General features: G+C 53.2%; 18 protein-coding genes. 12 read left to right on the forward strand and 6 right to left on the reverse strand.

The window, feature by feature from the left end; all coding sequences use genetic code 11:
• Positions 1–8: 8 nt before the first annotated feature.
• The gene (gene nagB / locus SERS4_RS0106805; RefSeq protein ID WP_012005664.1) at positions 9–809 is read right to left on the reverse strand and encodes a glucosamine-6-phosphate deaminase; all 801 of its coding nucleotides are present in this window, start codon (positions 807–809) and stop codon (positions 9–11) included.
• A gap of 334 nt (positions 810–1,143) precedes the next feature.
• On the opposite strand from nagB, the gene nagE reads away from it, so the two are divergent.
• From nagE to SERS4_RS0106845, 8 genes are all read left to right on the forward strand, one after another.
• Positions 1,144–3,090 (forward strand): PTS N-acetyl glucosamine transporter subunit IIABC, encoded by a 1,947-nt coding sequence (nagE, locus tag SERS4_RS0106810; protein ID WP_026142250.1) that lies wholly within the window; start codon positions 1,144–1,146, stop codon positions 3,088–3,090.
• 241 nt (positions 3,091–3,331) lie between these two features.
• On the forward strand, positions 3,332–4,996 hold the full coding sequence (glnS, locus tag SERS4_RS0106815) for a glutamine--tRNA ligase (RefSeq protein ID WP_012005666.1): 1,665 nt from the start codon (positions 3,332–3,334) through the stop codon (positions 4,994–4,996).
• A 581-nt stretch (positions 4,997–5,577) separates the two neighbouring features.
• Positions 5,578–6,981 (forward strand): OprD family outer membrane porin, encoded by a 1,404-nt coding sequence (locus SERS4_RS0106820; RefSeq protein ID WP_012005667.1) that lies wholly within the window; start codon positions 5,578–5,580, stop codon positions 6,979–6,981.
• 59 nt (positions 6,982–7,040) lie between these two features.
• Positions 7,041–7,367, forward strand: coding sequence for a ChiQ/YbfN family lipoprotein (chiQ, locus tag SERS4_RS0106825; protein WP_012005668.1), 327 nt, complete (start codon positions 7,041–7,043; stop codon positions 7,365–7,367).
• 14 nt (positions 7,368–7,381) lie between these two features.
• Entirely contained in the window at positions 7,382–10,039 is a 2,658-nt protein-coding gene (locus SERS4_RS0106830; protein ID WP_017891926.1) for a beta-N-acetylhexosaminidase, read from the forward strand.
• 76 nt (positions 10,040–10,115) lie between these two features.
• The gene (locus tag SERS4_RS0106835; protein WP_012005670.1) at positions 10,116–11,261 is read left to right on the forward strand and encodes an MFS transporter; all 1,146 of its coding nucleotides are present in this window, start codon (positions 10,116–10,118) and stop codon (positions 11,259–11,261) included.
• Between the two features lie 49 nt (positions 11,262–11,310).
• Entirely contained in the window at positions 11,311–12,363 is a 1,053-nt protein-coding gene (gene galE / locus SERS4_RS0106840; protein WP_017891927.1) for a UDP-glucose 4-epimerase GalE, read from the forward strand.
• Complete coding sequence (locus SERS4_RS0106845; RefSeq protein WP_017891928.1) at positions 12,353–14,314, forward strand: TcdB toxin N-terminal helical domain-containing protein; 1,962 nt, start codon at positions 12,353–12,355, stop codon at positions 14,312–14,314. The genes galE and SERS4_RS0106845 overlap by 11 nt, the downstream gene beginning before the upstream one ends.
• 207 nt (positions 14,315–14,521) lie before the next feature.
• On the opposite strand, the gene fur is transcribed toward SERS4_RS0106845, so the two are convergent.
• The 4 genes from fur to ybfF all read right to left on the reverse strand — a co-directional run bounded on the left by fur (position 14,522) and on the right by ybfF (position 17,410).
• Positions 14,522–14,968 (reverse strand): ferric iron uptake transcriptional regulator, encoded by a 447-nt coding sequence (gene fur / locus SERS4_RS0106850; RefSeq protein ID WP_017891929.1) that lies wholly within the window; start codon positions 14,966–14,968, stop codon positions 14,522–14,524.
• A gap of 320 nt (positions 14,969–15,288) precedes the next feature.
• Positions 15,289–15,828, reverse strand: coding sequence for a flavodoxin FldA (fldA, locus tag SERS4_RS0106855; protein WP_012005674.1), 540 nt, complete (start codon positions 15,826–15,828; stop codon positions 15,289–15,291).
• Between the two features lie 228 nt (positions 15,829–16,056).
• Entirely contained in the window at positions 16,057–16,344 is a 288-nt protein-coding gene (gene ybfE / locus SERS4_RS0106860) for a LexA regulated protein (protein WP_012005675.1), read from the reverse strand.
• Between the two features lie 292 nt (positions 16,345–16,636).
• On the reverse strand, positions 16,637–17,410 hold the full coding sequence (gene ybfF, locus SERS4_RS0106865) for an esterase (protein ID WP_017891930.1): 774 nt from the start codon (positions 17,408–17,410) through the stop codon (positions 16,637–16,639).
• Between the two features lie 241 nt (positions 17,411–17,651).
• On the opposite strand from ybfF, the gene seqA reads away from it, so the two are divergent.
• The 4 genes from seqA (at position 17,652) to SERS4_RS0106885 (ending at position 21,053) form a co-directional block, all read left to right on the forward strand.
• Entirely contained in the window at positions 17,652–18,191 is a 540-nt protein-coding gene (seqA, locus tag SERS4_RS0106870; RefSeq protein WP_017891931.1) for a replication initiation negative regulator SeqA, read from the forward strand.
• Between the two features lie 77 nt (positions 18,192–18,268).
• On the forward strand, positions 18,269–19,912 hold the full coding sequence (gene pgm, locus SERS4_RS0106875) for a phosphoglucomutase (alpha-D-glucose-1,6-bisphosphate-dependent) (RefSeq protein WP_026142251.1): 1,644 nt from the start codon (positions 18,269–18,271) through the stop codon (positions 19,910–19,912).
• A 185-nt stretch (positions 19,913–20,097) separates the two neighbouring features.
• Positions 20,098–20,754, forward strand: a complete 657-nt coding sequence (locus tag SERS4_RS0106880; RefSeq protein ID WP_017891933.1) for a PadR family transcriptional regulator — start codon at positions 20,098–20,100, stop codon at positions 20,752–20,754.
• A complete protein-coding gene (locus SERS4_RS0106885) occupies positions 20,754–21,053 on the forward strand; it encodes a DUF3861 domain-containing protein (protein WP_012005680.1) in 300 nt (99 codons plus the stop codon). Before SERS4_RS0106880 ends, SERS4_RS0106885 begins: the two co-directional genes overlap by 1 nt.
• A 27-nt stretch (positions 21,054–21,080) precedes the next feature.
• On the opposite strand, the gene kdpE is transcribed toward SERS4_RS0106885, so the two are convergent.
• Positions 21,081–21,770 carry a two-component system response regulator KdpE gene (gene kdpE, locus SERS4_RS0106890; protein WP_012005681.1) on the reverse strand — a complete coding sequence of 230 codons (690 nt, stop codon included), beginning with the start codon at positions 21,768–21,770 and terminating at the stop codon, positions 21,081–21,083.
• Positions 21,771–21,779: the final 9 nt, after the last annotated feature.

A 21,779-nucleotide genomic window follows, 5' to 3' on the forward strand; every position in this document is an offset into this window, starting at 1 on the left:
TGCAAGAATTAAAGACTCTTAACGCTTTCCGCTTCTAACTCGCGGAAATATTTAACGGTTTTGACTTTCAGTTCCATGGTGGATGGCTCGTCGCACACCACAACGGCCTTGGCATGCAACTGCAGGCAACTGATGGTCCACATGTGGTTGATATTGCCTTCCACTGCGGCTTCCAGCGCCTGTGCCTTGGCATGGCCGGTCACCAGAATCATCACTTCTTCTGCATCAAGCAGCGTGCCCACGCCCACGGTCAGGGCAAATTTAGGCACCAGGCTGACATCACCGCCGAAGAAGCGGGAGTTGGCGATACGGGTATCTTCAGTCAGGGTTTTGATGCGAGTACGGGATGCCAGCGATGAAGCCGGTTCGTTAAACGCGATATGACCGTCGATGCCAACGCCACCCATGAACAGGTTGATCTTGCCGTAGGATTTGATTTTCGCTTCGTACTGGCGGCACTCGGCGTCAACGTCCGGCGCATTACCATTCAGCAGGTTGATATTTTCACTTGGGATATCAACGTGATCAAAGAAATTACGGTACATGAAGGTATGATAGCTTTCCGGGTGTTCCTGCGGCAGGCCAACGTATTCGTCCATGTTGAAAGTCACCACATGCTTAAAGCTTACTTCACCTGCTTTGTGCATCGCAATCAGATGTTTGTAGGCTTCCAGCGGGGTACCGCCGGTTGGCAGGCCGAGCACAAACGGACGCTCCGCAGTAGGCTTGAATGCGTTGATGCGCTGGACGATATGGCGGGCGGCCCATTTGCCGACTTGTGCAGTATCTTTCAGTGGGATAAGTCTCATCTAACACCTCTTGGGGTAAGTAAACTAAAGCTATACTGGTTCGAGCCTGAACGAGAGTCTTAAGCCTAACCCAGCTTTATGATTCTCACGTGATGTCTCAGGTCCAATGATTTTTTTAATGATAAAATAAGTTTTGTGTGATGGCTAGCAATGTGGCAGCTTAAGACTGCTTTTTGGTGATGTAAATCACAAAAAAGGAGGTTTTAATTTGCGATACGAAATAATTTTTTTACACTCCACGTGTTGTCGTTCGTCCAGAGTTAATCGCAGTGTGTGATGGCGCTTGCGTAAAATATGATAAAGCTCATTAAAGGGCATTAGGGGGAATATTAAGGTGAACATACTCGGCTTTTTCCAAAGATTGGGCAGGTCGTTACAACTGCCAATCGCAGTACTGCCCGTTGCGGCGCTTTTGCTACGCTTCGGCCAGCCTGATTTACTGAATATTTCATTCATCGCACAGGCCGGTGGATCAATCTTCGATAACCTGGCGTTAATCTTTGCTATCGGTGTGGCGGCAACCTGGTCGAAAGACAATGCCGGTTCAGCCGCATTGGCGGGCGCGGTGGGTTACTTCATCCTGACCAAGGCGATGGTCACCATTAACCCGGCGATCAATATGGGTGTGCTGGCGGGTATCATTACCGGCCTGGTGGGCGGTGCGGTCTATAACCGCTGGTCCGGCATCAAACTGCCCGAGTTCCTCTCCTTCTTCGGCGGCAAGCGTTTCGTCCCAATCGCTACCGGCTTTTTCTGTTTAATCCTTGCTGCCATCTTTGGTTATATCTGGCCACCGGTACAAAATGCGATCCACGCAGGCGGTGAATGGATTGTTTCGATGGGCGCTATCGGTTCCGGTATTTTCGGCTTCGTTAACCGTCTGCTGATCCCAACCGGTCTGCATCAGGTTCTGAACACCATTGCCTGGTTCCAGATTGGTGAGTTTACCAACGCTGCCGGTACCATCTTCCATGGCGACATCAACCGCTTCTACGCGGGTGACGGTACTGCCGGGATGTTCATGTCAGGCTTCTTCCCGATCATGATGTTCGGTTTGCCGGGTGCGGCATTGGCCATGTACTTCGCTGCGCCGAAAGAACGTCGCCCAATGGTTGGCGGTATGCTGCTGTCCGTTGCGCTGACCGCATTCCTGACCGGTGTGACCGAGCCGCTTGAATTCCTGTTCATGTTCCTGGCTCCGCTGCTGTATCTGGTCCACGCCATTTTGACCGGTATCAGCCTGTTTGTAGCCACCTTGCTGGGTATTCACGCCGGGTTCTCCTTCTCTGCAGGTGCCATCGACTATGTGCTGATGTACAACCTGCCGGCTGCGAGCAAGAACGTCTGGATGCTGGTGTTGATGGGTCTGGTCGCCTTCGCGGTGTACTTCGTCCTGTTCTCCGTCATTATCCGTGCATTCAACCTGAAAACCCCGGGCCGTGAAGATGCGTCTGACGATGTCGTCGCACCTGAAGCCAACAGCAATACCGATGAAGGCCTGCGCGCACTGTCCCGCAGCTATATTGGTGCCATCGGCGGTTCTGACAACCTGACCGGCATTGATGCCTGTATCACCCGTTTACGCCTGACCGTTAAAGACTCTTCTAAAGTGCTGGATGCCAGCTGTAAACGCCTGGGTGCATCAGGCGTGGTGAAACTGAACAAGCAAACTGTTCAGGTTATCGTGGGTTCTAAAGCCGAAGCCATTGCTGACGGCATGCGTGCGGTGATTGCTGCCGGCCCGGTGCCTGCGGCAGAAGTGGCACCGGCTCCAGGCGTGGCTACAGTTAAATCGCAGGCAGTGCCTAATACGCCGAAGGTGGCCTTCGAGTCGCTGGTGGCCCCGGTGACCGGTGAAGTCGTGGTCCTGGATCAGGTGCCTGACGAAGCCTTTGCCAGCAAAGCAGTAGGCGACGGCCTGGCGATTCGCCCGACCGACAAAACCGTAGTAGCTCCGGCAGATGGCACCATCGTGAAAATCTTCAACACCAACCACGCTTTCTGTCTGGAAACCGACAAGGGCGCGGAGATTGTGGTGCACATGGGGATCGACACCGTGGCATTGAACGGTCAGGGCTTCAAACGTCTGGTTGAAGAGGGGGCTGAGGTGAAAGCCGGCCAGCCAATCCTTGAATTGGATCTGGAGTTCCTGAACGCCAATGCCCGCTCGATGATAAGCCCGGTAGTGGTCAGCAACTCTGACGATTACGCTGGCCTGACGGCGCTGGCGACCGGTTCTGTAGTAGCCGGCCAGACCAAACTGTTCGAGATCCAGAAATAAACCGTTTTACCTGAGTAGTACCCGGGGTGTTTAACGAGTCATGACGGAACGCACCCTACCTTTGGCGGGAAGAGAGCAATCTCTTCCCGCTTTTTTATGGGCAGCGGTTGTCCGGTCAGGGTGCCTTGACCTGTTGTGGTGCAATGCTCCGCATTTTTCGTGAAACAAACGGTTGTTTCCGGGCGTGGCTTGTTGGAACATAGGCGGTTATGAGTAGCGCTTTGCATTGAGGAATAGTGAAATGAGTGAGGCTGAAGCCCGCCCAACCAATTTTATCCGTCAGATCGTTGATGAAGATCTGGCGTCCGGGAAACACAAGTCAGTCCATACCCGTTTCCCGCCGGAGCCAAATGGCTATCTGCATATCGGCCATGCGAAATCCATCTGCCTGAATTTCGGTATCGCTCGTGATTACCAGGGCCAATGCAACCTGCGTTTTGATGACACCAACCCGGTGAAAGAAGACATCGAGTTCGTTGAGTCAATCAAACATGACGTCGAGTGGCTGGGCTTTGAGTGGAGCGGCAACGTTCGTTACTCCTCGGATTACTTCGATCAACTGCACAACTATGCGGTGGAGCTGATCAACAAGGGCCTGGCTTACGTCGACGAACTGTCGCCTGAGCAAATCCGTGAATATCGCGGCAGCCTGACTGCGCCGGGTAAAGACAGCCCGTACCGTGGCCGCAGCGTGGAAGAGAACCTGGCGCTGTTTGAAAAAATGCGTAACGGTGAATTCGCCGAAGGGACCGCTTGCCTGCGTGCCAAGATTGACATGGCTTCCTCGTTTATCGTGATGCGCGATCCTGTGTTGTACCGTATCAAATTTGCAGAACACCACCAGACCGGCAATAAATGGTGCATCTACCCGATGTACGATTTCACCCACTGCATTTCCGATGCGCTGGAAGGGATCACCCATTCGCTGTGTACGCTGGAGTTCCAGGACAACCGCCGTCTGTATGACTGGGTGCTGGATAACATCACCATCCCTTGTCATCCGCGTCAGTACGAGTTCTCGCGTCTGAATCTTGAGTACGCCATCATGTCGAAGCGCAAGCTGAACCTGTTGGTGACCGAGAAAATCGTTGAGGGTTGGGATGACCCGCGTATGCCGACCGTTTCCGGCCTGCGTCGCCGTGGTTATACCGCTGCGTCAATCCGCGAATTCTGCCAGCGTATCGGCGTGACCAAGCAGGATAACAACGTCGAAATGATGGCGCTTGAGGCCTGTATTCGTGAAGAGCTGAACGAGAACGCACCACGTGCGATGGCCGTGCTGGATCCGGTGAAGGTAGTCATTGAAAACCTGACCACCGGCGTGGAAATGGTGACCATGCCTAACCACCCGAGCAAGCCGGAAATGGGCAGCCGTGAAGTGCCATTCAGCCGTGATATTTATATCGATCGCGCCGACTTCCGTGAAGAAGCCAACAAGCAGTACAAGCGCCTGGTGCTGGGTAAAGAAGTTCGCCTGCGCAATGCATACGTGATCAAGGCGGAACGCATTGAGAAAGACGCTGAAGGTGAAATCACCACTATTTTCTGCAGCTACGATCCAGATACCTTGAGCAAGGATCCTGCCGATGGCCGCAAGGTGAAAGGCGTGATCCACTGGGTGTCAGCCGAGCATGCGTTGCCGGCGGAAATTCGCGTGTATGACCGTCTGTTCAGCGTGCCAAATCCGGCGGCGGCAGAGGACTTCCTCACCACCATTAACCCGGAGTCACTGGTTATCAAGCACGGCTTTGTTGAGCCAAGTCTGGCGGCCGCACAGCCGGAAAAAGCCTACCAGTTCGAACGTGAAGGTTATTTCTGTGCTGACAACCGTCACTCTTCGGCCGAGCATCTGGTGTTTAACCGCACCGTGGGCCTGCGCGATACCTGGGCTAAAATTGGCGCCTGAGTGCTGATCAAAAGCTAATGCGATAAAGCGCAACTTCGGTTGCGCTTTTTTTTGTCCGCCAGCCCGGTTTTTCTCCCCCGTTAATGCTTTTAATTCCTCAATCTATTTTTAATTTTTTATCGAAGGGTTGTTATCAGCAATTTCTTGATAAAAATCATTAGTCATATAACATTGCCTTATATATTCGTGATGCGAATTAATGTCATTTAGAGAGCGCTCTCATGTTTTTTCTTTTGGCTGACCTTTTTGCTTAGGCTGAAACCATTAATCGTCTCTGATTGACCTGATATTAATTTTTATTCTGATTTTATTGAATTTTTTATTCGACAGCCTCTTTGCGTAGCCACGTAACATAATCTCATCGATATGTGCTCTTTGTCATACTTTGACAAATCTCTCTCATAATTCATTTGATAATTCGCGTCGCGAAAAATAGTCTGTCTGTAGCAATAAGTGCTGTGGGATTTTAACCCGTCAGCAATATTTTTTACCCGATTGGGTTTTTTATTAGCGGTCGTGCAGGGCAGTGGTGAACACGGGCGACTGCAACTTTTAAAGTTAAGTCAAAGAGGAATTTCATTATGGGTACGCACGGTGCTCAGCGTAAAACGCTGGCGCTCGCAGTCGCGGGTGCGCTGTTGGGAACAGGGTTTGCCATGGCCCCTGAGGCGAAAGCCGCAGGATTTATCGATGATTCCACGATGACCGGCGGTGTGTATTACTGGCAGCGTGAACGTGACCGTAAAGATCTCAACCCGACCAGTGACGATTACAATAAATACACTACCAACCTGTCACACTCGACCGCCAACCTGAGCCTGGATTTCGCCTCGGGCTATGCCTGGGACATGTTCGGTTTGGATGTGGGAGCCTTTACCGCCATTGAGCTGGCCGAATCCAGCGCCAGCGGTCACCCGAATGAAATCGCATTTTCCTCCAAAAACCGTACCTATGATGAAGACTACTCCGGCGATAAAGGCGGCATCAGCCTGTACAAGGCCGCCGGTAAATTCAAGTATGGCCCCGTCTGGGCACGCGCCGGTTATATCCAGCCAAGCGGGCAAACGCTGATTGCCCCACACTGGAGTTTTATGCCGGGTACCTACCGGGGCGCTGAAGCGGGAGCAAACTTTGATTACGGCGATGCCGGTGCTTTGAGTTTCTCCTACATGTGGACAGATAAATACAAAGCGCCATGGCATATCGAAATGGATGATTTCCGCCAGAACGATAAAACCACCGGCGTTTCTTATTTGCACTCACTGGGTGCCAAGTACGATTTTAAAAATGACCTGGTGTTGGAGGCCGCTTTTGGTCAGGCCGAAGGTTATGTGAATCAGTACTTCACCAAGGCATCTTACAAATTCGATCTGGTGGGCAACCCGCTGACCACCAGCTACCAGTTCTATGGTACCGAAGATCGCATCAGCGACAAGAACGACCCAAACAGCATTTACGACGGCCTGGCCTGGCTGCAGGCGCTGACCTTCGGTTACACCACTGGTCAGTTCAACTGGCGCCTTGAAGGGACCATGGTCAAGGCCGAGGGCAACCAGGGCTACTTCCTGCAACGTATGACCCCAACTTACGCCTCCTCCAACGGTCGTCTCGACGTCTGGTGGGATAACCGTTCCGACTTCAACGCCAACGGCGAAAAAGCGGTTTACGCCGGGGTAATGTACGACCTGAGCAACTGGAACCTGCCGGGCATGGCGGTGGGCGGTTCTTACGTTTACGCCTGGGATGCCAAGCCAAGCACCAACCCGATGTACGACCAGAGCCAGCGCCTGAAAGAGAGCGCCTGGAGCCTGGACGCGTTGTACACCATTCAGGAAGGTCGCGCCAAAGGCACCTTGCTGAAACTGCACTACACCCAGTATGACAACCACACCAACATCCCAAGCTGGGGTGGCGGTTACGGCAACATCTTCCAGGATGAGAAAGACGTCAAATTCATGGTTATCGCGCCATTTACCATTTTCTGATGCGTTCCCCGGCGGCAGCGCCGGGGACAGCGTTTTTGAAACTTAACGGGAATATAACGATGAAAAAAATCATGCTGATGTTAGCCGCGGTCGTCACGTTGAGCGCCTGCGCACAGCCAACCGCACCACCGGAAGATGCCAAGCTGAAACAGGCCTACAGCGCCTGCATTAATACCGCAGAAGGCTCACCGGAAAAACTGCAGTCGTGCCAGGCGGTGCTGAACGTGCTGAAACAAGAGAAGCAACACCAGCAGTTTGCCGAAAAAGAAACGGTGCGGGTGATGGATTATCAGAACTGCATTCAGGCGGTTCACAGTGGTAACGGTCAGGCTTATGACGCCCAGTGCGGCAAAATTTGGCAAGAGATCCACGATAACAATAATTAAGGATGATGTTAAAAATGAACAAATTCAAATTGAGTACGCTTGCCGCATTAACGGCAACCGTTGGATTATTTGGCAGCGCGGGGAATGCGCTGGCCAATCAGCCGCTGGTGGATCAACTGAGCCAGTTAAAATTGAATTTGAAAATGGTCGATAACCGGGCCGCCGACAGCGGCCTGGATTGCGGTAAATTGGGTGCCGACTGGGCGGCCTGCAACAAGGTGTTGATCCGCCTGACCAACGATCATCAGGAGATCAAAGGTCACGACTGGGCGATTTACTTCCACAGCGCCCGTCAGACCATGCGGGTGGATAACGAGCAGTTCAAAATAGCTCATTTGACCGGTGACTTGTACAAACTGGAACCTACCGATAAATTTACCGGCTTCCCGGCCGGTCAAACGGTTGAGATCCCGATTATTGCCGAATATTGGCAACTGTTTAAAACCGACTTCGTACCACGTTGGTACGCCACCTCTGGCGATGCCAAGCCAAAAATTCTGGTCAACACCGATACCGAAGATCTCAGCCAGTTTGTGACCCCCTTTAGTGGCGATCAATGGAAGCGCATCAAGGATGACAACAATATCCTGATGACTCCGGCCTCCCGCTTTACCAAAAACGCCGAGTTGAAAACCTTGCCTGCAGTTTCGCTGCGCGGCCAGATCGTACCGACGCCGTTGCAAGTGAAAGTACATCCACAAGATGTGAGTCTGAACAACGGCGTGGCGCTGGAGCTGAGTGCGCTGGCCAAACCGGCAGCGGACGCCGCCATTCAACGTTTTGCATTGTTGGGCATAACCCATAACGCGGCGGGCTACCCGATTAAAACCGATATTCAGCCGGGTAAATTTAAAGGTGAACTGGCCGTGCCGGGAGCCTATGAGCTGAAAATTGGCAATAAGGAAGCGCGAATTATTGGCTTCGATCAGGCCGGGGTGTTCTATGGCCTGCAGTCTATTCTGTCGCTGGTTCCGACCGACGGCAGCGCTAAAATCGCCACTCTGGAGGCCAGGGATGCACCACGCTTCCAGTACCGCGGCATCTTCCTCGATGTAGCACGTAACTTCCATCAGAAAGATGCGGTACTGCGTTTACTCGATCAGATGGCGGCTTATAAGCTCAACAAATTCCACTTCCATCTTAGCGACGACGAAGGCTGGCGTATTGCCATCCCAGGCTTGCCTGAACTGACCGAAGTCGGGGGCCGGCGTTGTCATGACCTGAGCGAAACTACCTGCCTGCTGCCACAGTACGGCCAGGGGCCTGAGGTGTATGGCGGGTTCTTCTCGCGTCAGGATTACATCGAGATCATTAAATACGCCCAGGCGCGTCAGATTGAAGTGATCCCGGAAATCGATATGCCGGCACATGCCCGTGCCGCCGTGGTCTCGATGGAGGCCCGCTATAAAAAGCTGCATGCCGCCGGTAAAGAGCAGCAGGCCAATGAGTTCCGCCTGGTGGATCCGACCGATACTTCCAATACCACCTCGGTGCAGTATTTTAACCGTCAAAGTTACCTTAACCCTTGCCTGGATTCGTCCAAGCGCTTTGTCGATAAGGTGATTGGTGAAATTGCCCAGATGCATAAAGAGGCCGGGCAGCCTCTGCGCACCTGGCACTTTGGCGGCGACGAAGCGAAAAACATTCGCCTGGGGGCAGGCTATACCGACCTTACCAAGCCAGAAGCAGGCAAAGGCATCATCGATCAGAGCAAAGAAGATAAGCCTTGGGCGAAATCCCAGGTGTGCCAAAAGATGATCAAAGACGGCAAAGTCGCCGATATGGAACATCTGCCAAGCTACTTTGGCGTGGAAGTCAGTCAACTGGTGAAAGCGCATGGCATCGACAGAATGCAGGCCTGGCAGGACGGCCTGAAAGATGCGAAAAACGCCAAGGCCTTCGCCACTCAACGCGTTGGGGTGAACTTCTGGGATACCCTGTATTGGGGCGGTTTTGATAGTGCCAATGACTGGGCGAACAAAGGCTACGAAGTGATCCTCTCCAACCCGGATTACGTCTATATGGATTTCCCGTATGAGGTGAACCCGGACGAGCGTGGTTATTACTGGGGGACTCGTTTCAGCGACGAGCAGAAAATGTTTAGCTTCGCGCCGAACAACCTGCCGCAGAACGCCGAAACCTCGGTTGACCGCGATGGCAATCACTTTACCGCCAAGAGCGACAAGCCGTGGCCGGGTGCTTACGGCATTTCTGCCCAAATGTGGAGTGAAACTCAGCGTACCGACGAGCAAATGGAATACATGATCTTCCCACGTTCATTGTCGGTGGCCGAGCGTGCATGGCACCGGGCCGGCTGGGAGCAGGATTATCAGGCGGGGCGTGAATATAAAGGCGGCGAAACCCACTTTATCGACAGCAAAAAACTGGACCGCGACTGGCTGCGCTTTGCCAATATCCTCGGTCAGCGAGAGTTGGCGAAACTGGACAAGGGCGGCGTGAGTTATCGGCTGCCGGTACCGGGCGCCCGCGTGATGGGGGGCAAGCTGGAGGCCAATATCTCGTTGCCGGGTCTGGGCATTGAGTATTCAACCGACGGCGGTAAGCAATGGCAGCGCTACGACGCCAAGGCTAAACCTGGGGTCAGCGGCGAGGTGCTGGTCCGTGCGGTCAGTCCGGACGGCAAGCGTTATAGCCGCGCTGAGAAAGTGTAAATCATAAACCACGGCCCGTCTGTTCGCAGGCGGGCCGTTATTGATCGTTAACAGCAGCGACCGGTGGTAATCAGCGATGAATTCGATACGGCTGACCTTTATGGTCGTTGCTTTTTTTTCCGGCATTGCCGGGGCGCTGCAAATACCGACCCTGAGCCTGTTCCTCACCACCGAGGTGCGGGTGACGTCATTATGGGTCGGTTTTTTTTATGCAGTAAACGCCGGGGTCGGCATTATTGTCAGTTTTTTGCTGGCGAAAAAATCAGATCGCCAGCGCGACCGGCGCCATTTGATTTTAATCTGTTATTTATTGGCGGCGGGAAACTGTCTGTTATTTGCTTTTAATCGCAATTACCTGACGTTAATTACCGCGGGCGTGCTGCTAACCGCCATCGCCAATACGGCGATACCGCAATTATTCGCTCTGGCGCGTGAGTACGGGGAGCGGTCATCGCAAAACGTCGCTATGTTCAGCGCCATCATGCGCGCCCAACTTTCGCTGGCCTGGGTTTTTGGCCCACCATTGGCTTTTATGCTGGTGGTGAATTATGGCTTCACGGCCATGTTTATGTTTGCTGCCGGCATATTCTTGCTGGTCACGCTGCTGGCCTGGTGGATATTACCCGAGGTCACCCGCCCGCCTGTGGGTAATGAAATCGCCATACCGCAAAAAACGGTCTTCGATAAAGACGTTAGCCGGTTGTTTTTCGCCTCGGTATTGATGTGGACCTGCAGCGCCATGTATCTGATTGATGTGCCGTTGTATATCACTGCCGAGTTGGGTTTGCCGCAAAGTCTGACCGGCTGGATGATGGGCGTCGCCGCCGCGATCGAAATCCCCATCATGATCCTGGTAGGGCGCTACGTAAACCGGGTGGGCAAGCGCCTGATGATGGCGGGGGCGATGGTGGCCGGCATACTGTTTTATGCCGGGATGCTGTGGTTTACCTCGGCCGCCGGGTTACTGGTCTGGCAGCTGTTCAACGCGATATTTATCGGCATTATTGCCACAGTCGGCATGCTGTATTTCCAGGATTTAATGCCGGAACGGGCGGGCATGGCCACCACTTTATTCACCAACAGTATTTCTACCGGTGTGATCCTGGCCGGAATATTACAAGGGATCCTGACCGAATACGGGCCGCATTCCTCCGTTTATCTGTTAGCCATATTACTGCTTTGTATTGCTTTACCTGTCGGTTTTAAAACCCGGGAAGTTTAGGTGGTTTCTGAGTGAATCGTTTATTTTTAAGCATAAACAAGGAAATATAATGGCTATATTGGTGACGGGCGGCGCCGGTTATATCGGCTCGCATACGGTGTTGGCGCTGTTGGAAAGGGGGGAGGAAGTTGTCGTACTGGACAACCTGTCCAACAGTTCGTCAGAGTCTTTGTTTCGGGTCGAGCGATTAACCGGTAAAAAAGTGAATTTTTATCATGGGGATATTCAGCAACACCATTTGTTGGATCATATCTTTCGTCAGCATGATATTCATGCGGTTATTCATCTTGCGGGTTTGAAATCGGTCAGGGAATCTACCGAAGAGCCGCTGAAATATTATCAAAATAATATTTCCGGCTCATTGATCGTACTGGACAGAATGCGCCATGCCGGCGTTAAGCAATTTATTTTCAGCTCTTCGGCCACCGTTTATGGACCGGCGGAATATACCCCTCTGACGGAGAATTGCCGTGTTGGGCAGACCACTAATCCTTATGGAACTTCCAAGCTGATTGTCGAGCAGATCCTGGCGGAGTTCGCTTCCACGGCCCCGCAGATGGCGATCACCGCGCTGCGTTATTTTAATCCGGCCGGGGCGCACGAGTCCGGCTTGATTGGTGAGGATCCCGCCGGCATTCCCAATAATCTTCTGGCTTATCTGGCGCAGGTGGCTATTGGCAAACTCGCGGTGTTGCCGGTGTATGGCAACGACTACCCTACCAGCGATGGTACCGGGGTACGTGATTACATTCACGTTATGGATTTGGCCGAAGGGCATTTGAAAGCGCTGGATAACCTGCAGCCAGGTTTTAACGTCTATAACCTGGGCACTGGCAAAGGCTACTCGGTGCTGGAGATTATTCGGGCGTTTGAACGTGCCTGTGGCTTCAAAATCGCCTACCAATTTAATCCCCGGCGTGCGGGAGATATTGCCGAGTGTTGGTCCGACCCATCGTTGGCGGCAGAAAAGCTGGGCTGGCAAGCTAAACGCAGTCTGGAAAAAATGGTGTGTGATGCCTGGTCATGGCAAAGCAAAAATCCGCAGGGTTACAGCCGCTGTGCAACGATGCCATCGATAAGGATGCTGGCCGATGAAGCTTAACGACGGGCATTTGGGTGTTCTGCAGGATGATCTGTTCCGGGCAGAATACGAAGCGCGGATCAGCGAGCTGAAGTTTGAGTTCGTTAAATATCAGCGCCAGACTTCACCGGCACGGCTGGAAAGTTTTCAGCGCGGTGTCGCTCAACTGCGCGAGTGGCGGGCAGCGCACGGGCATTTATTCAATGCCGACCGCTGTTCTTCGTTGTTCTGCGTGCCCACTCGTCCGCTGGTTGCGAGTGAAAAACGGCTGCACCGTATCTGGTTGGGGGGCGCTATCCCTGACGATGCCAGAGAGGTTATCTCCCAGTGGGGCGACGCGCAGCAGGTGGTGGCTAGCGTCGAGACGAATGACTGGGTCGGCATGTTATGGGTTTGGGACGCGCAGCAACTGGCAAGGGATACGTGTTTCATCCCCGTACCGGTGATAAAAGGCGGCTACCTGGGGGAGTATGATGCCGGTAATCATCGCCTGCAGGTGCATTCGCTGAGCGAGCTGGCGCAAAAAAGGGTCGGCGACAACCTGGGCTTTATCCATCAACTGCACGATAAGCGTTATTACGCCACGCTTTCCGACTACTTCCGTTTTCTGATTTTGATCGAGATGGGGGGACTGTACATGGATATCGATACCATTCCCCACCGATCGGCGACGCTGTTTTTGACCAAGCCAGAATTACCGGATTATCTTCAGTTTCTGCCCGCAGGGGAAGTCAGCCATGTTAGCTGGTTGAATCTGTTTCTCGATGAAACCGGCATGATTATCAGCCGCAAAGGAGATATCTCGCTGTGCCGGATGTTGGCAGGGTTGGATCAGATCTATGCGGCGCAAAGCGGTGAAGTGCCGGACAAGAATTCGGTTTATGAGCGGAAATTGTTTGATCCCTTTTATCAGCTGTGGAGTCGCCACATAGGCCGGTCCTTCCTCAGTCACGACCGCTTCTGTCAGGATTATGGCGTCCATTATGATGCGCATCCACAGGCAGTCACCTGTGGTATCCGTGGTATGCGTCTGTTGGAAGATGTGATCACCAATGAGCGGCTACCGCTGTCGCAGGAGGAACAGTTTAGCTACCAGCAATGCGTCAGCCGCCTGGAACAGCTGGATTGGCAGCTCGAACAGCCGCTGGATCTGGCTCGTTATGCGGAAATATTTACCGTCGATGAAGTGCCGCGTATGGCCTATCCAGCGCAGATCCGTTCCGATATCGACCATTACCACTATTATTCCGTGCTTTCCCATGACCGCACGCTTGATCGGGTAAACCAGCTATTTGGCGAGTACCTGATCGCCGATAACCGGCGGCAGATTACGGCGGGTAATTACTGGTGTCCGACTGCTGGAATAGGGGAAGCGGTGCTGCCGGAGCCGGGCGGGGCATTGCATTTTCTACCAGGACGACAGGCGAGTGAAGCCGATAAAACCCGCATGGCGAAGCTGATTTTTAGTACCAGTTACCTTGAGTACTGTTCTGTTGGCAACCGGGCCGGACTGGATCTGGTGTCGTTACAGCAGGCACAAAATATTGAGCCTTATCTGGGGTTGATCACGGTGGCTTACGACCGGCGTGGAGAGTTTGTCGGCTTTTTCAACGCGGCCACCGTTAGCGAACTGTATGGCATAGAAGCGGACTACCTTTATCGCGATGAAATGAGGTCGCTTGATGAGGCATACGATCGCTTTGTGCAAAGCCAGTGCGTTGCTGACGATTATTTTATCTGCAGTCTGGCAATTGAGAGCCAATTCCGCGGGCAAGGGCATTTTAATCAGATGTTTGCCCTGATAAAGCAGCGGGCAGATCGGCAACAGGCGAAAAATATCGTGCTGTGCGTATGGCAAAGCAGTGAGGCCAGCCAAATTTATCTGAACAAAGGGTTCCGTGTCCGTGGTGTGTTCGATCAGGCCTGGTCGTTATTTTTTGATCGGCTGCTGTTTCTTGAGTATGAGCTGTGAAGAGGTTTGCCCACCCGCGTGTCGGCGGGTGAGTTGACGGTGAAGTGAGTGTAAGTGGGAAGCGAGAGAGAAGTGCCGCTGCAATTGTTGTATTTCAAGCTGTGAACTTTCCCCGGACCTGTCCGGGGATTTTTTTATCTGTTAGTCACCGGGCTATGGGCATAAAAAAACCGCCATGAAGGCGGTTCTTAATGCTGGTTGAGGGCATTATTTTTTATCGTGCAGAGTTTCGTCTTCGCGGCAGTCACCAATTGCACAGTGGCCGTACAGGTACAGACTGTGATTGCTGAGTTTGATGCCGTGCTGTTTGGCGATATCACGCTGACGAGCTTCGATAGATTCATCGCTGAATTCGATCACTTTGCCGCAGTCCAGGCAAATCAGGTGATCGTGGTGATGCTGCTGGGTCAGTTCGAACACGGACTTGCCGCCTTCGAAATTGTGACGGGTCACAATGCCGGCATCATCAAATTGGTTCAGTACGCGGTAAACCGTAGCCAGGCCAATTTCTTCGCCCATATCTATCAGTTTTTTGTACAGATCTTCCGCACTGACGTGATGGCATTCCGGATTTTGCAGTACTTCCAGGATTTTGAGTCGCGGAAGCGTGACTTTTAAGCCGGCCTTCTTCAATGCGGTGTTGTTGTCAGTCATGCGGATTCAGTCCTGTTACTATGCTAATCAAGTTGAGGCGTTCTCGCCTGTGGCATCGGTCGGCACAAAGAGTTAATTGCGTCTCATTATAGAACCGGTTGACCTAAATAGAAACCGCCGGTTGTTAACAAAGATATAATTGCACTATTGCATGTTACACACGCAACGTCTTGATGGGCGGGATAAACCGATAACTCAGTTTACCTTGACGATGTGGGAAGTTACAAATATGTATCTTCGATTGCAGTAATCAGTACTGCCAATGATGGCCCTGCTGGCAACACTATGCACTTTGCAGGGCTTTTGTTCAACCTTTGGCGTTAGCCGACGATCTCGGCCAGGCTCAGCTCTTCGACGATTTGTTTTACCCAACCTTCAACACGCTCATTGGTCAGTTCAGGTTGACGGTCTTCGTCAATCGCCAGGCCAATGAAGTGGCTGTCGCTTGCCAAACCTTTCGAGGCTTCGAAATGATAGCCTTTGGTTGGCCAGTGGCCGACTATGGCAGCGCCACGCGGTTCAATGATGTCGCGGATGGTGCCCATCGCATCACAGAAATATTCTGCGTAGTCTTCCTGATCGCCGCAGCCAAACAGGGCTACCAGCTTGCCGTTGAAGTCGATGTCTTCCAGCGTTGGGAAGAAGTCATCCCAGTCACACTGGGCTTCGCCGTAGTACCAGGTTGGAATACCGAGCAACAAAATGTCGAAGCCTTCCAGGTCTTCTTTGCTGCTTTTGGCGATGTCGTGAATTTCGCACACATCGTCACCGAACTGTTGCTTAAGAATTTTCTGGATCATCTTGGCAATGTTTTCGGTATTGCCAGTGTCGCTGCCAAAGAAAATGCCTACATTAGCCATATCGCGTATAACCTTTAAATTCAATAAATTGCATTACACGATGTTAGCGCTGACCACGATAACACCGATTAAAATGATGCCATGGCAAGGGGAGCCCTCACCGGTAATTGCGTATCATGCCAGAAATTTACCCCGGGGTTTTATCACGTTTATGCGATACCGGGTGGAATAAAATGATGTTGATCGGGCGTCATCCTTAACGCCGCGCCGCATGTGCGGCTGCAATGATCAATGTTCTGGCTGGTCGTCCGCCAGTTGTGCCAACAGCATTTGCTCAATAAGCTCGCTGCGGCTGATGTTCCGCTGTTCCGCCAGTTTGTTCAGAGCGTCCACCGCATCCGCGTTGATCTTCAGTTCCACACGCCGTAAGCCACGGACTTTATCGCGTCGAAGCTGATTACGCTTATTGATTCTAAGCTGTTCATCTCGGGATAGCGGGTTGGTTTTCGGGCGCCCCGGACGGCGTTCATCTGCGAACAGATCCAGCGTCGTGCGATCCGTTTGTTCTTTTGCCATAGGTAGCGGTACTGCAAGGGAGTTTGCATCTAAAAGCGCGTAGACGCTTCTGGATGGTTCGGTTAACACACTTCGGGCCAATAAACCCTAACCCAAATTCACCCCCAGCCAGGCGTTAATCAACACGCTCGACACGGCGGCAAAATTATAGCGCGCCATATTACCCCAGCAGGTGGAGCAACGACAATGCTTAACTGAGCCGAAAACGTGCTAAGCCGTTATCTTTAGCGCGTTTTTTCACCAGATGATTGTTTTGGGCGGCTCTACGCATCAGGCTAAAGGGCTGGTCGACTCAGGCTTCGCCGAGAAAACGGTGAATTGCGCGCAGCACCGCCTCCGGTTTTTCCGCATGAACCCAGTGCCCGGTGCCGGCGACCACATGCGCGCGAGCCTGCGGGAACTGGCGGGCAATATCTGCGCGGTAGCTGTCCTGCACGTAGGGCGACAGACCACCACGAATGAATAATGTGGGATGCGGCCAGGCGGGAACCTCCTGCCAGCCGGTGATGTTTTCGTATTGTTCGATCAGCACCGGCAGGTTAAAGCGCCATTCGCCCTGGTGGAAGGATTTCAGCAGGAACTGGATCACTCCTTCTTCCTTCAGGTAATCGCGCATCAGTTCTGCCGCCCGCTGGCGTTGGGTGATACCGGCCGCACTTACGGCTTGTAAGGCGACAAAAATCTCGTCGTGGCGACGGGTTTGATAATCCACCGGTGCCACGTCAATAACGATCAGTTTTTCCACTCGCTCAGGTGCGATTGCCGTCAGCGCCATCGCTGCTTTGCCGCCCATCGAGTGGCCGATCACAATGACCTTGTCCAACTGCAAATCATCCAGCAGCGCCAACAGATCCTTTGCCATTTTCGGGTAGGTCATCACCTCTGAACGTGGCGATAGGCCGTGGTTGCGCAGATCGACTTTAATCACGCTGTGCTGTTGGTTGAGATCGCGCGCCAGTACGCCCAGATTGTCCAGATTGCCAAACAGCCCGTGGATCAGGACAACCGGCAGAGCGTCGGACTCGCAGGCCAGCAGTTGATAATGTAATTTCATGGCGAAGTTCATACTGAGTGAGATTCAGATTAGGGTATCATGATTAAAACACACGATGAATAACGCGGATTTTTCATGGTAAGGTGATGGGTTAGCAGAGCCGATGCCAGGCAGGCTTTAGGTAATTATCTGCTTTTGCCGTGTTGAGGCACATTGTGATGTTCGCATCTGCGCTTTTAACCTTATAATCCCATGGCTTGAATGCAGGATCTGGCTTCAGGTTCTAAGTAGAAAAAAACAGTACTGGATAAAGATGAAAACTATTGAAGTCGACGAAGAGCTCTACCGTTATATTGCCAGCCACACGCAACATATTGGTGAGAGCGCGTCCGATATTTTGCGCCGCATGTTGAAATTTACCGCAGGTCAGCCGTTACGTGCGATGCCGGCTGCCAGTGCTCAGAGCGCTGAACAGGATAAAATTGTTGCCGCGTCGCGCCCGCGCGATCGCGTACGTGCCGTGCGTGAGCTGCTGTTGTCGGATGAATATGCCGAGCAGAACAAAGCGGTGAACCGTTTTATGCTGGTACTTTCCACCCTGTATACCCTCGACGCGGCCGGTTTTGCCACGGCGACCGAGGCGTTACATGGACGTACCCGCACCTATTTTGCCGGCGATCAGCAAACCCTGCTGGCGAACGGAACGCACACCAAACCAAAGCACGTTCCGGGCACGCCTTACTGGGTGATCACCAATACCAATACCGGTCGTAAACGCAGCATGGTGGAACACATCATGCAGGCTATGCAGTTCCCAGCGGAACTGACAGAAAAAGTTTGCGGCACTATCTAATTTAGCGAACAGCCCGTCATGGTGGCCGTGAGCGACATATTGCCAGGCCGCAGGACAGGGATGAGGGAGATATGTCGATGGCGAATAATCCACGTGCCGGGCAGCCGGCTCAGCAAAGCGATTTGATCAACGTAGCCCAGCTGACGTCGCAGTACTATGTACTGCAACCTGAAGCCGGCAATGCAGCACACGCGGTGAAGTTCGGTACTTCGGGCCATCGCGGCAGCGCTCTGCGCCATAGCTTTAATGAAAACCATATTCTCGCTATTGCGCAGGCGATTGCGGAAGTCCGCCATCAGCAAGGGGTAACCGGCCCATGCTACGTGGGCAAAGACACTCATGCGCTGTCTGAGCCTGCCTTTATTTCTGTGCTGGAAGTGTTGACCGCCAATGGCGTCGATGTTGTCGTGCAGGAAAATAATGGCTTCACGCCAACCCCTGCGGTATCCCATGCCATTTTGTGCCATAACCGCAACGGTGGGGCATTGGCCGACGGCATCGTTATTACCCCGTCTCACAATCCCCCGGAAGACGGTGGCATCAAATATAACCCGACCAACGGCGGCCCGGCCGACACCAATCTGACCTCGGTAATTGAAAAGCGCGCCAATGAACTGCTGTCTTTGCAGCTGCAAGGCGTTCAGCGTCAGTCATTGGACAAGGCCTGGAACAGCGGCCGCGTGCACGCACAAGATCTGGTGCAGCCGTACGTCGAAGGGTTGGTGGATATTGTCGATATGCCTGCTATCCAGCGTGCCGGCCTGAAGTTGGGCGTCGATCCGCTTGGCGGTTCCGGCATTGCCTACTGGCAGCGTATTGCCGAGCATTACAAGCTGGATCTGACGCTGGTGAACGACTCTATCGATCAGACCTTCCGCTTTATGCACCTGGACCACGACGGCGTGATCCGAATGGACTGTTCGTCAGTGCCGGCGATGGGGGGGTTGCTGGCGCTGCGTGACAAGTTCGATCTGGCGTTCGCCAACGACCCGGATTACGACCGCCACGGCATTGTTACGCCGAAAGGCCTGATGAACCCGAACCATTATCTGGCGGTATCCATCAACTACCTGTTCCAGCATCGTCCACAGTGGGGCGCCGATGTGGCGGTGGGCAAAACGCTGGTTTCCAGTGCAATGATTGACCGCGTGGTCGCCTCTCTGGGCCGTAAACTGGTGGAAGTGCCAGTGGGCTTCAAATGGTTTGTCGATGGCTTGTACGATGGCAGCCTGGGCTTTGGTGGCGAAGAGAGCGCTGGGGCATCCTTCCTGCGTTTCAACGGCAAACCTTGGTCTACCGATAAAGACGGCATGATTATGTGTCTGTTGGCGGCGGAAATCACCGCAGTCACCGGTGAAAACCCACAAAATCACTACGAAGATCTGGCCAAACGCTTTGGCGCACCGAGCTACAACCGCATTCAGGCGCCGGCAACCTCAGCGCAGAAAGCCGCGTTGTCCAAGCTGTCACCGGAAATGGTCAAGGCCGATACCCTGGCGGGTGATCCGATCACCGCACGTCTGACCGCAGCACCGGGCAATGGCGCAGCCATTGGCGGCCTGAAAGTGATGACTGACAATGGCTGGTTCGCAGCGCGTCCTTCCGGTACCGAAGAGGCTTACAAGATTTATTGTGAGAGCTTCCTGGGGGCCGAACATCGCGAAAAGATCGAGCACGAAGCGGTCGAAATCGTCAGCGCAGTGCTGGCTTCCGCCAAGTAAGTTTTCCCCACTCCCGATGAAAGCGCTGTTTTTACAGCGCTTTTTTTATGCCTGCAATTTAGATATATCTATTTTACGAACAGCGCTTGCGCATTTAGATATATCGATCTAGATTAGCTATATCGAAGTCGTTTAGATATATCTAAACCACCTCGTCAACTAACTATCTATTGAGAGGTATAGCTATGTTTCACCGTTTAGATTCACACCGTCGTCACGGCGGTCACCCTGAGCACGAAGAAGGGCACTGTCATCATCATCGCCGCCGCGGCGGACGTCATCACTTTGGCGGCGATCACGGCGAAGAGCATGGCCGGGGCGGACGCGGCGGTCGTGGTGGCCGTCAGCGTATGTTTGAACATGGGGACCTGCGGTTGGTGCTGTTGGCGCTGGTGGCACGCAAACCGAGCCACGGTTATGAACTGATCAAGGCCATTGATGAGGCTTCTTCCGGCCTGTACGTGCCAAGCCCAGGGGTGATTTACCCGACCCTGACGCTGTTGGAAGAGCAGGATTTCCTCGAGCCTGTCACCAGCAGCAACGGCCGCAAAAGTTATCAGATCACCGAACTGGGGCAGAATGAGTTGCAAAAGCACCAGGCCGTTGTCGACGTGATCCTGGCCCGTTTGGCCGGTGCCGATCGCGGTCATCATCATCACGGCAATCTGGCAGAGGGCATCTCTGATGCCATGAACCGCCTGCGCAGTTTGCTACGTGGCAACGTGATGCGTGCCGATCTTTCACCGCAGCAGGTTGAGAACATTAATGCGGCGCTGCTGACCGCCGTGGCGGCGATTGAAAGCGAAATGAACATTACCCCGACGGCACAGGAGAATGAATAATGCCAGGCCACCGTTTCCGCATCACCGTTGAAGCCCTGAGCGATCGCAAAGGCGAGCCGGTAGAGAAAGCGCCACTGAGTTTTGAAGTAGAAAACCACGACGACATTCTTGGAATAGTTGAGCGCATCAAAGCGCGTGAAGATCTGAACTTTGGCGAGAACAACAGTGCGGCCTTTGCCGTTGGCCTTAAGCTGTTTTCCGAAGTGATGATCGAAAACCGCAAGCATCCGGTATTTGCACCGCTGCGCGAAGCGTTCAAGGAATTTATGATAGGGTTGAAGAAAGGCCCACAACAGTAGGGGCGCCGCATGCTGCGCCCGTTAACTTCAAGGCATAAAGCGGTAACCGACGCCGGTTTCGGTCAGCAAGTGTTTTGGCCGGGCCGGGTCGGCCTCCAGTTTCTGCCGCAGATGGCCCATATAAATTCGCAGATAATGGCTGTGTTCGACGTAGTTCGGCCCCCACACGTGGCTAAGAAGCTGCCGCTGGGTTAACACCTTGCCGGAGTTGGCCAGCAACTCGGCCAGCAGTCGAAACTCTATTGGCGTCAGATGCAAATCTTCCCCCTGGCGCAGCACCCGGCGATTAATCAGATCTACGGTGATTTCTGAGAAGCTGACCAACGGGCTTTCCTGCAGGCTACCGGAATGACGTCGCAACGCGACCCGCACGCGCGCCAGCAATTCGCCAATACCAAATGGCTTGCTGAGATAGTCATCCGCCCCGGCGTCCAGCGCGGCGATTTTGTCTTCCTCAGCGTTGCGTGCCGACAACACGATGACCGGAATGGCGCTCCATTGGCGTAAATCGCGGATATAGTTAAGCCCGTCGCCGTCCGGCAACCCCAAATCGAGAATAATCAGATCCGGTTTACGCGTGCCGGCTTCAATCAGCCCGCGTTGCAGCGTTTCGCTTTCAAACACCCGCAGGCCTTCACTTTCCAGGGCGGTACGGACGAAACGCCGGATCTCTTTTTCATCTTCAACAATCAGAATATTGGTTGGCGTGTTGCTCACAAGACTCCC

Origin of the sequence: Serratia sp. S4 (genome assembly GCF_000347995.1) — a bacterium.
Taxonomy (GTDB): Bacteria; Pseudomonadota; Gammaproteobacteria; order Enterobacterales; family Enterobacteriaceae; genus Serratia; species Serratia quinivorans.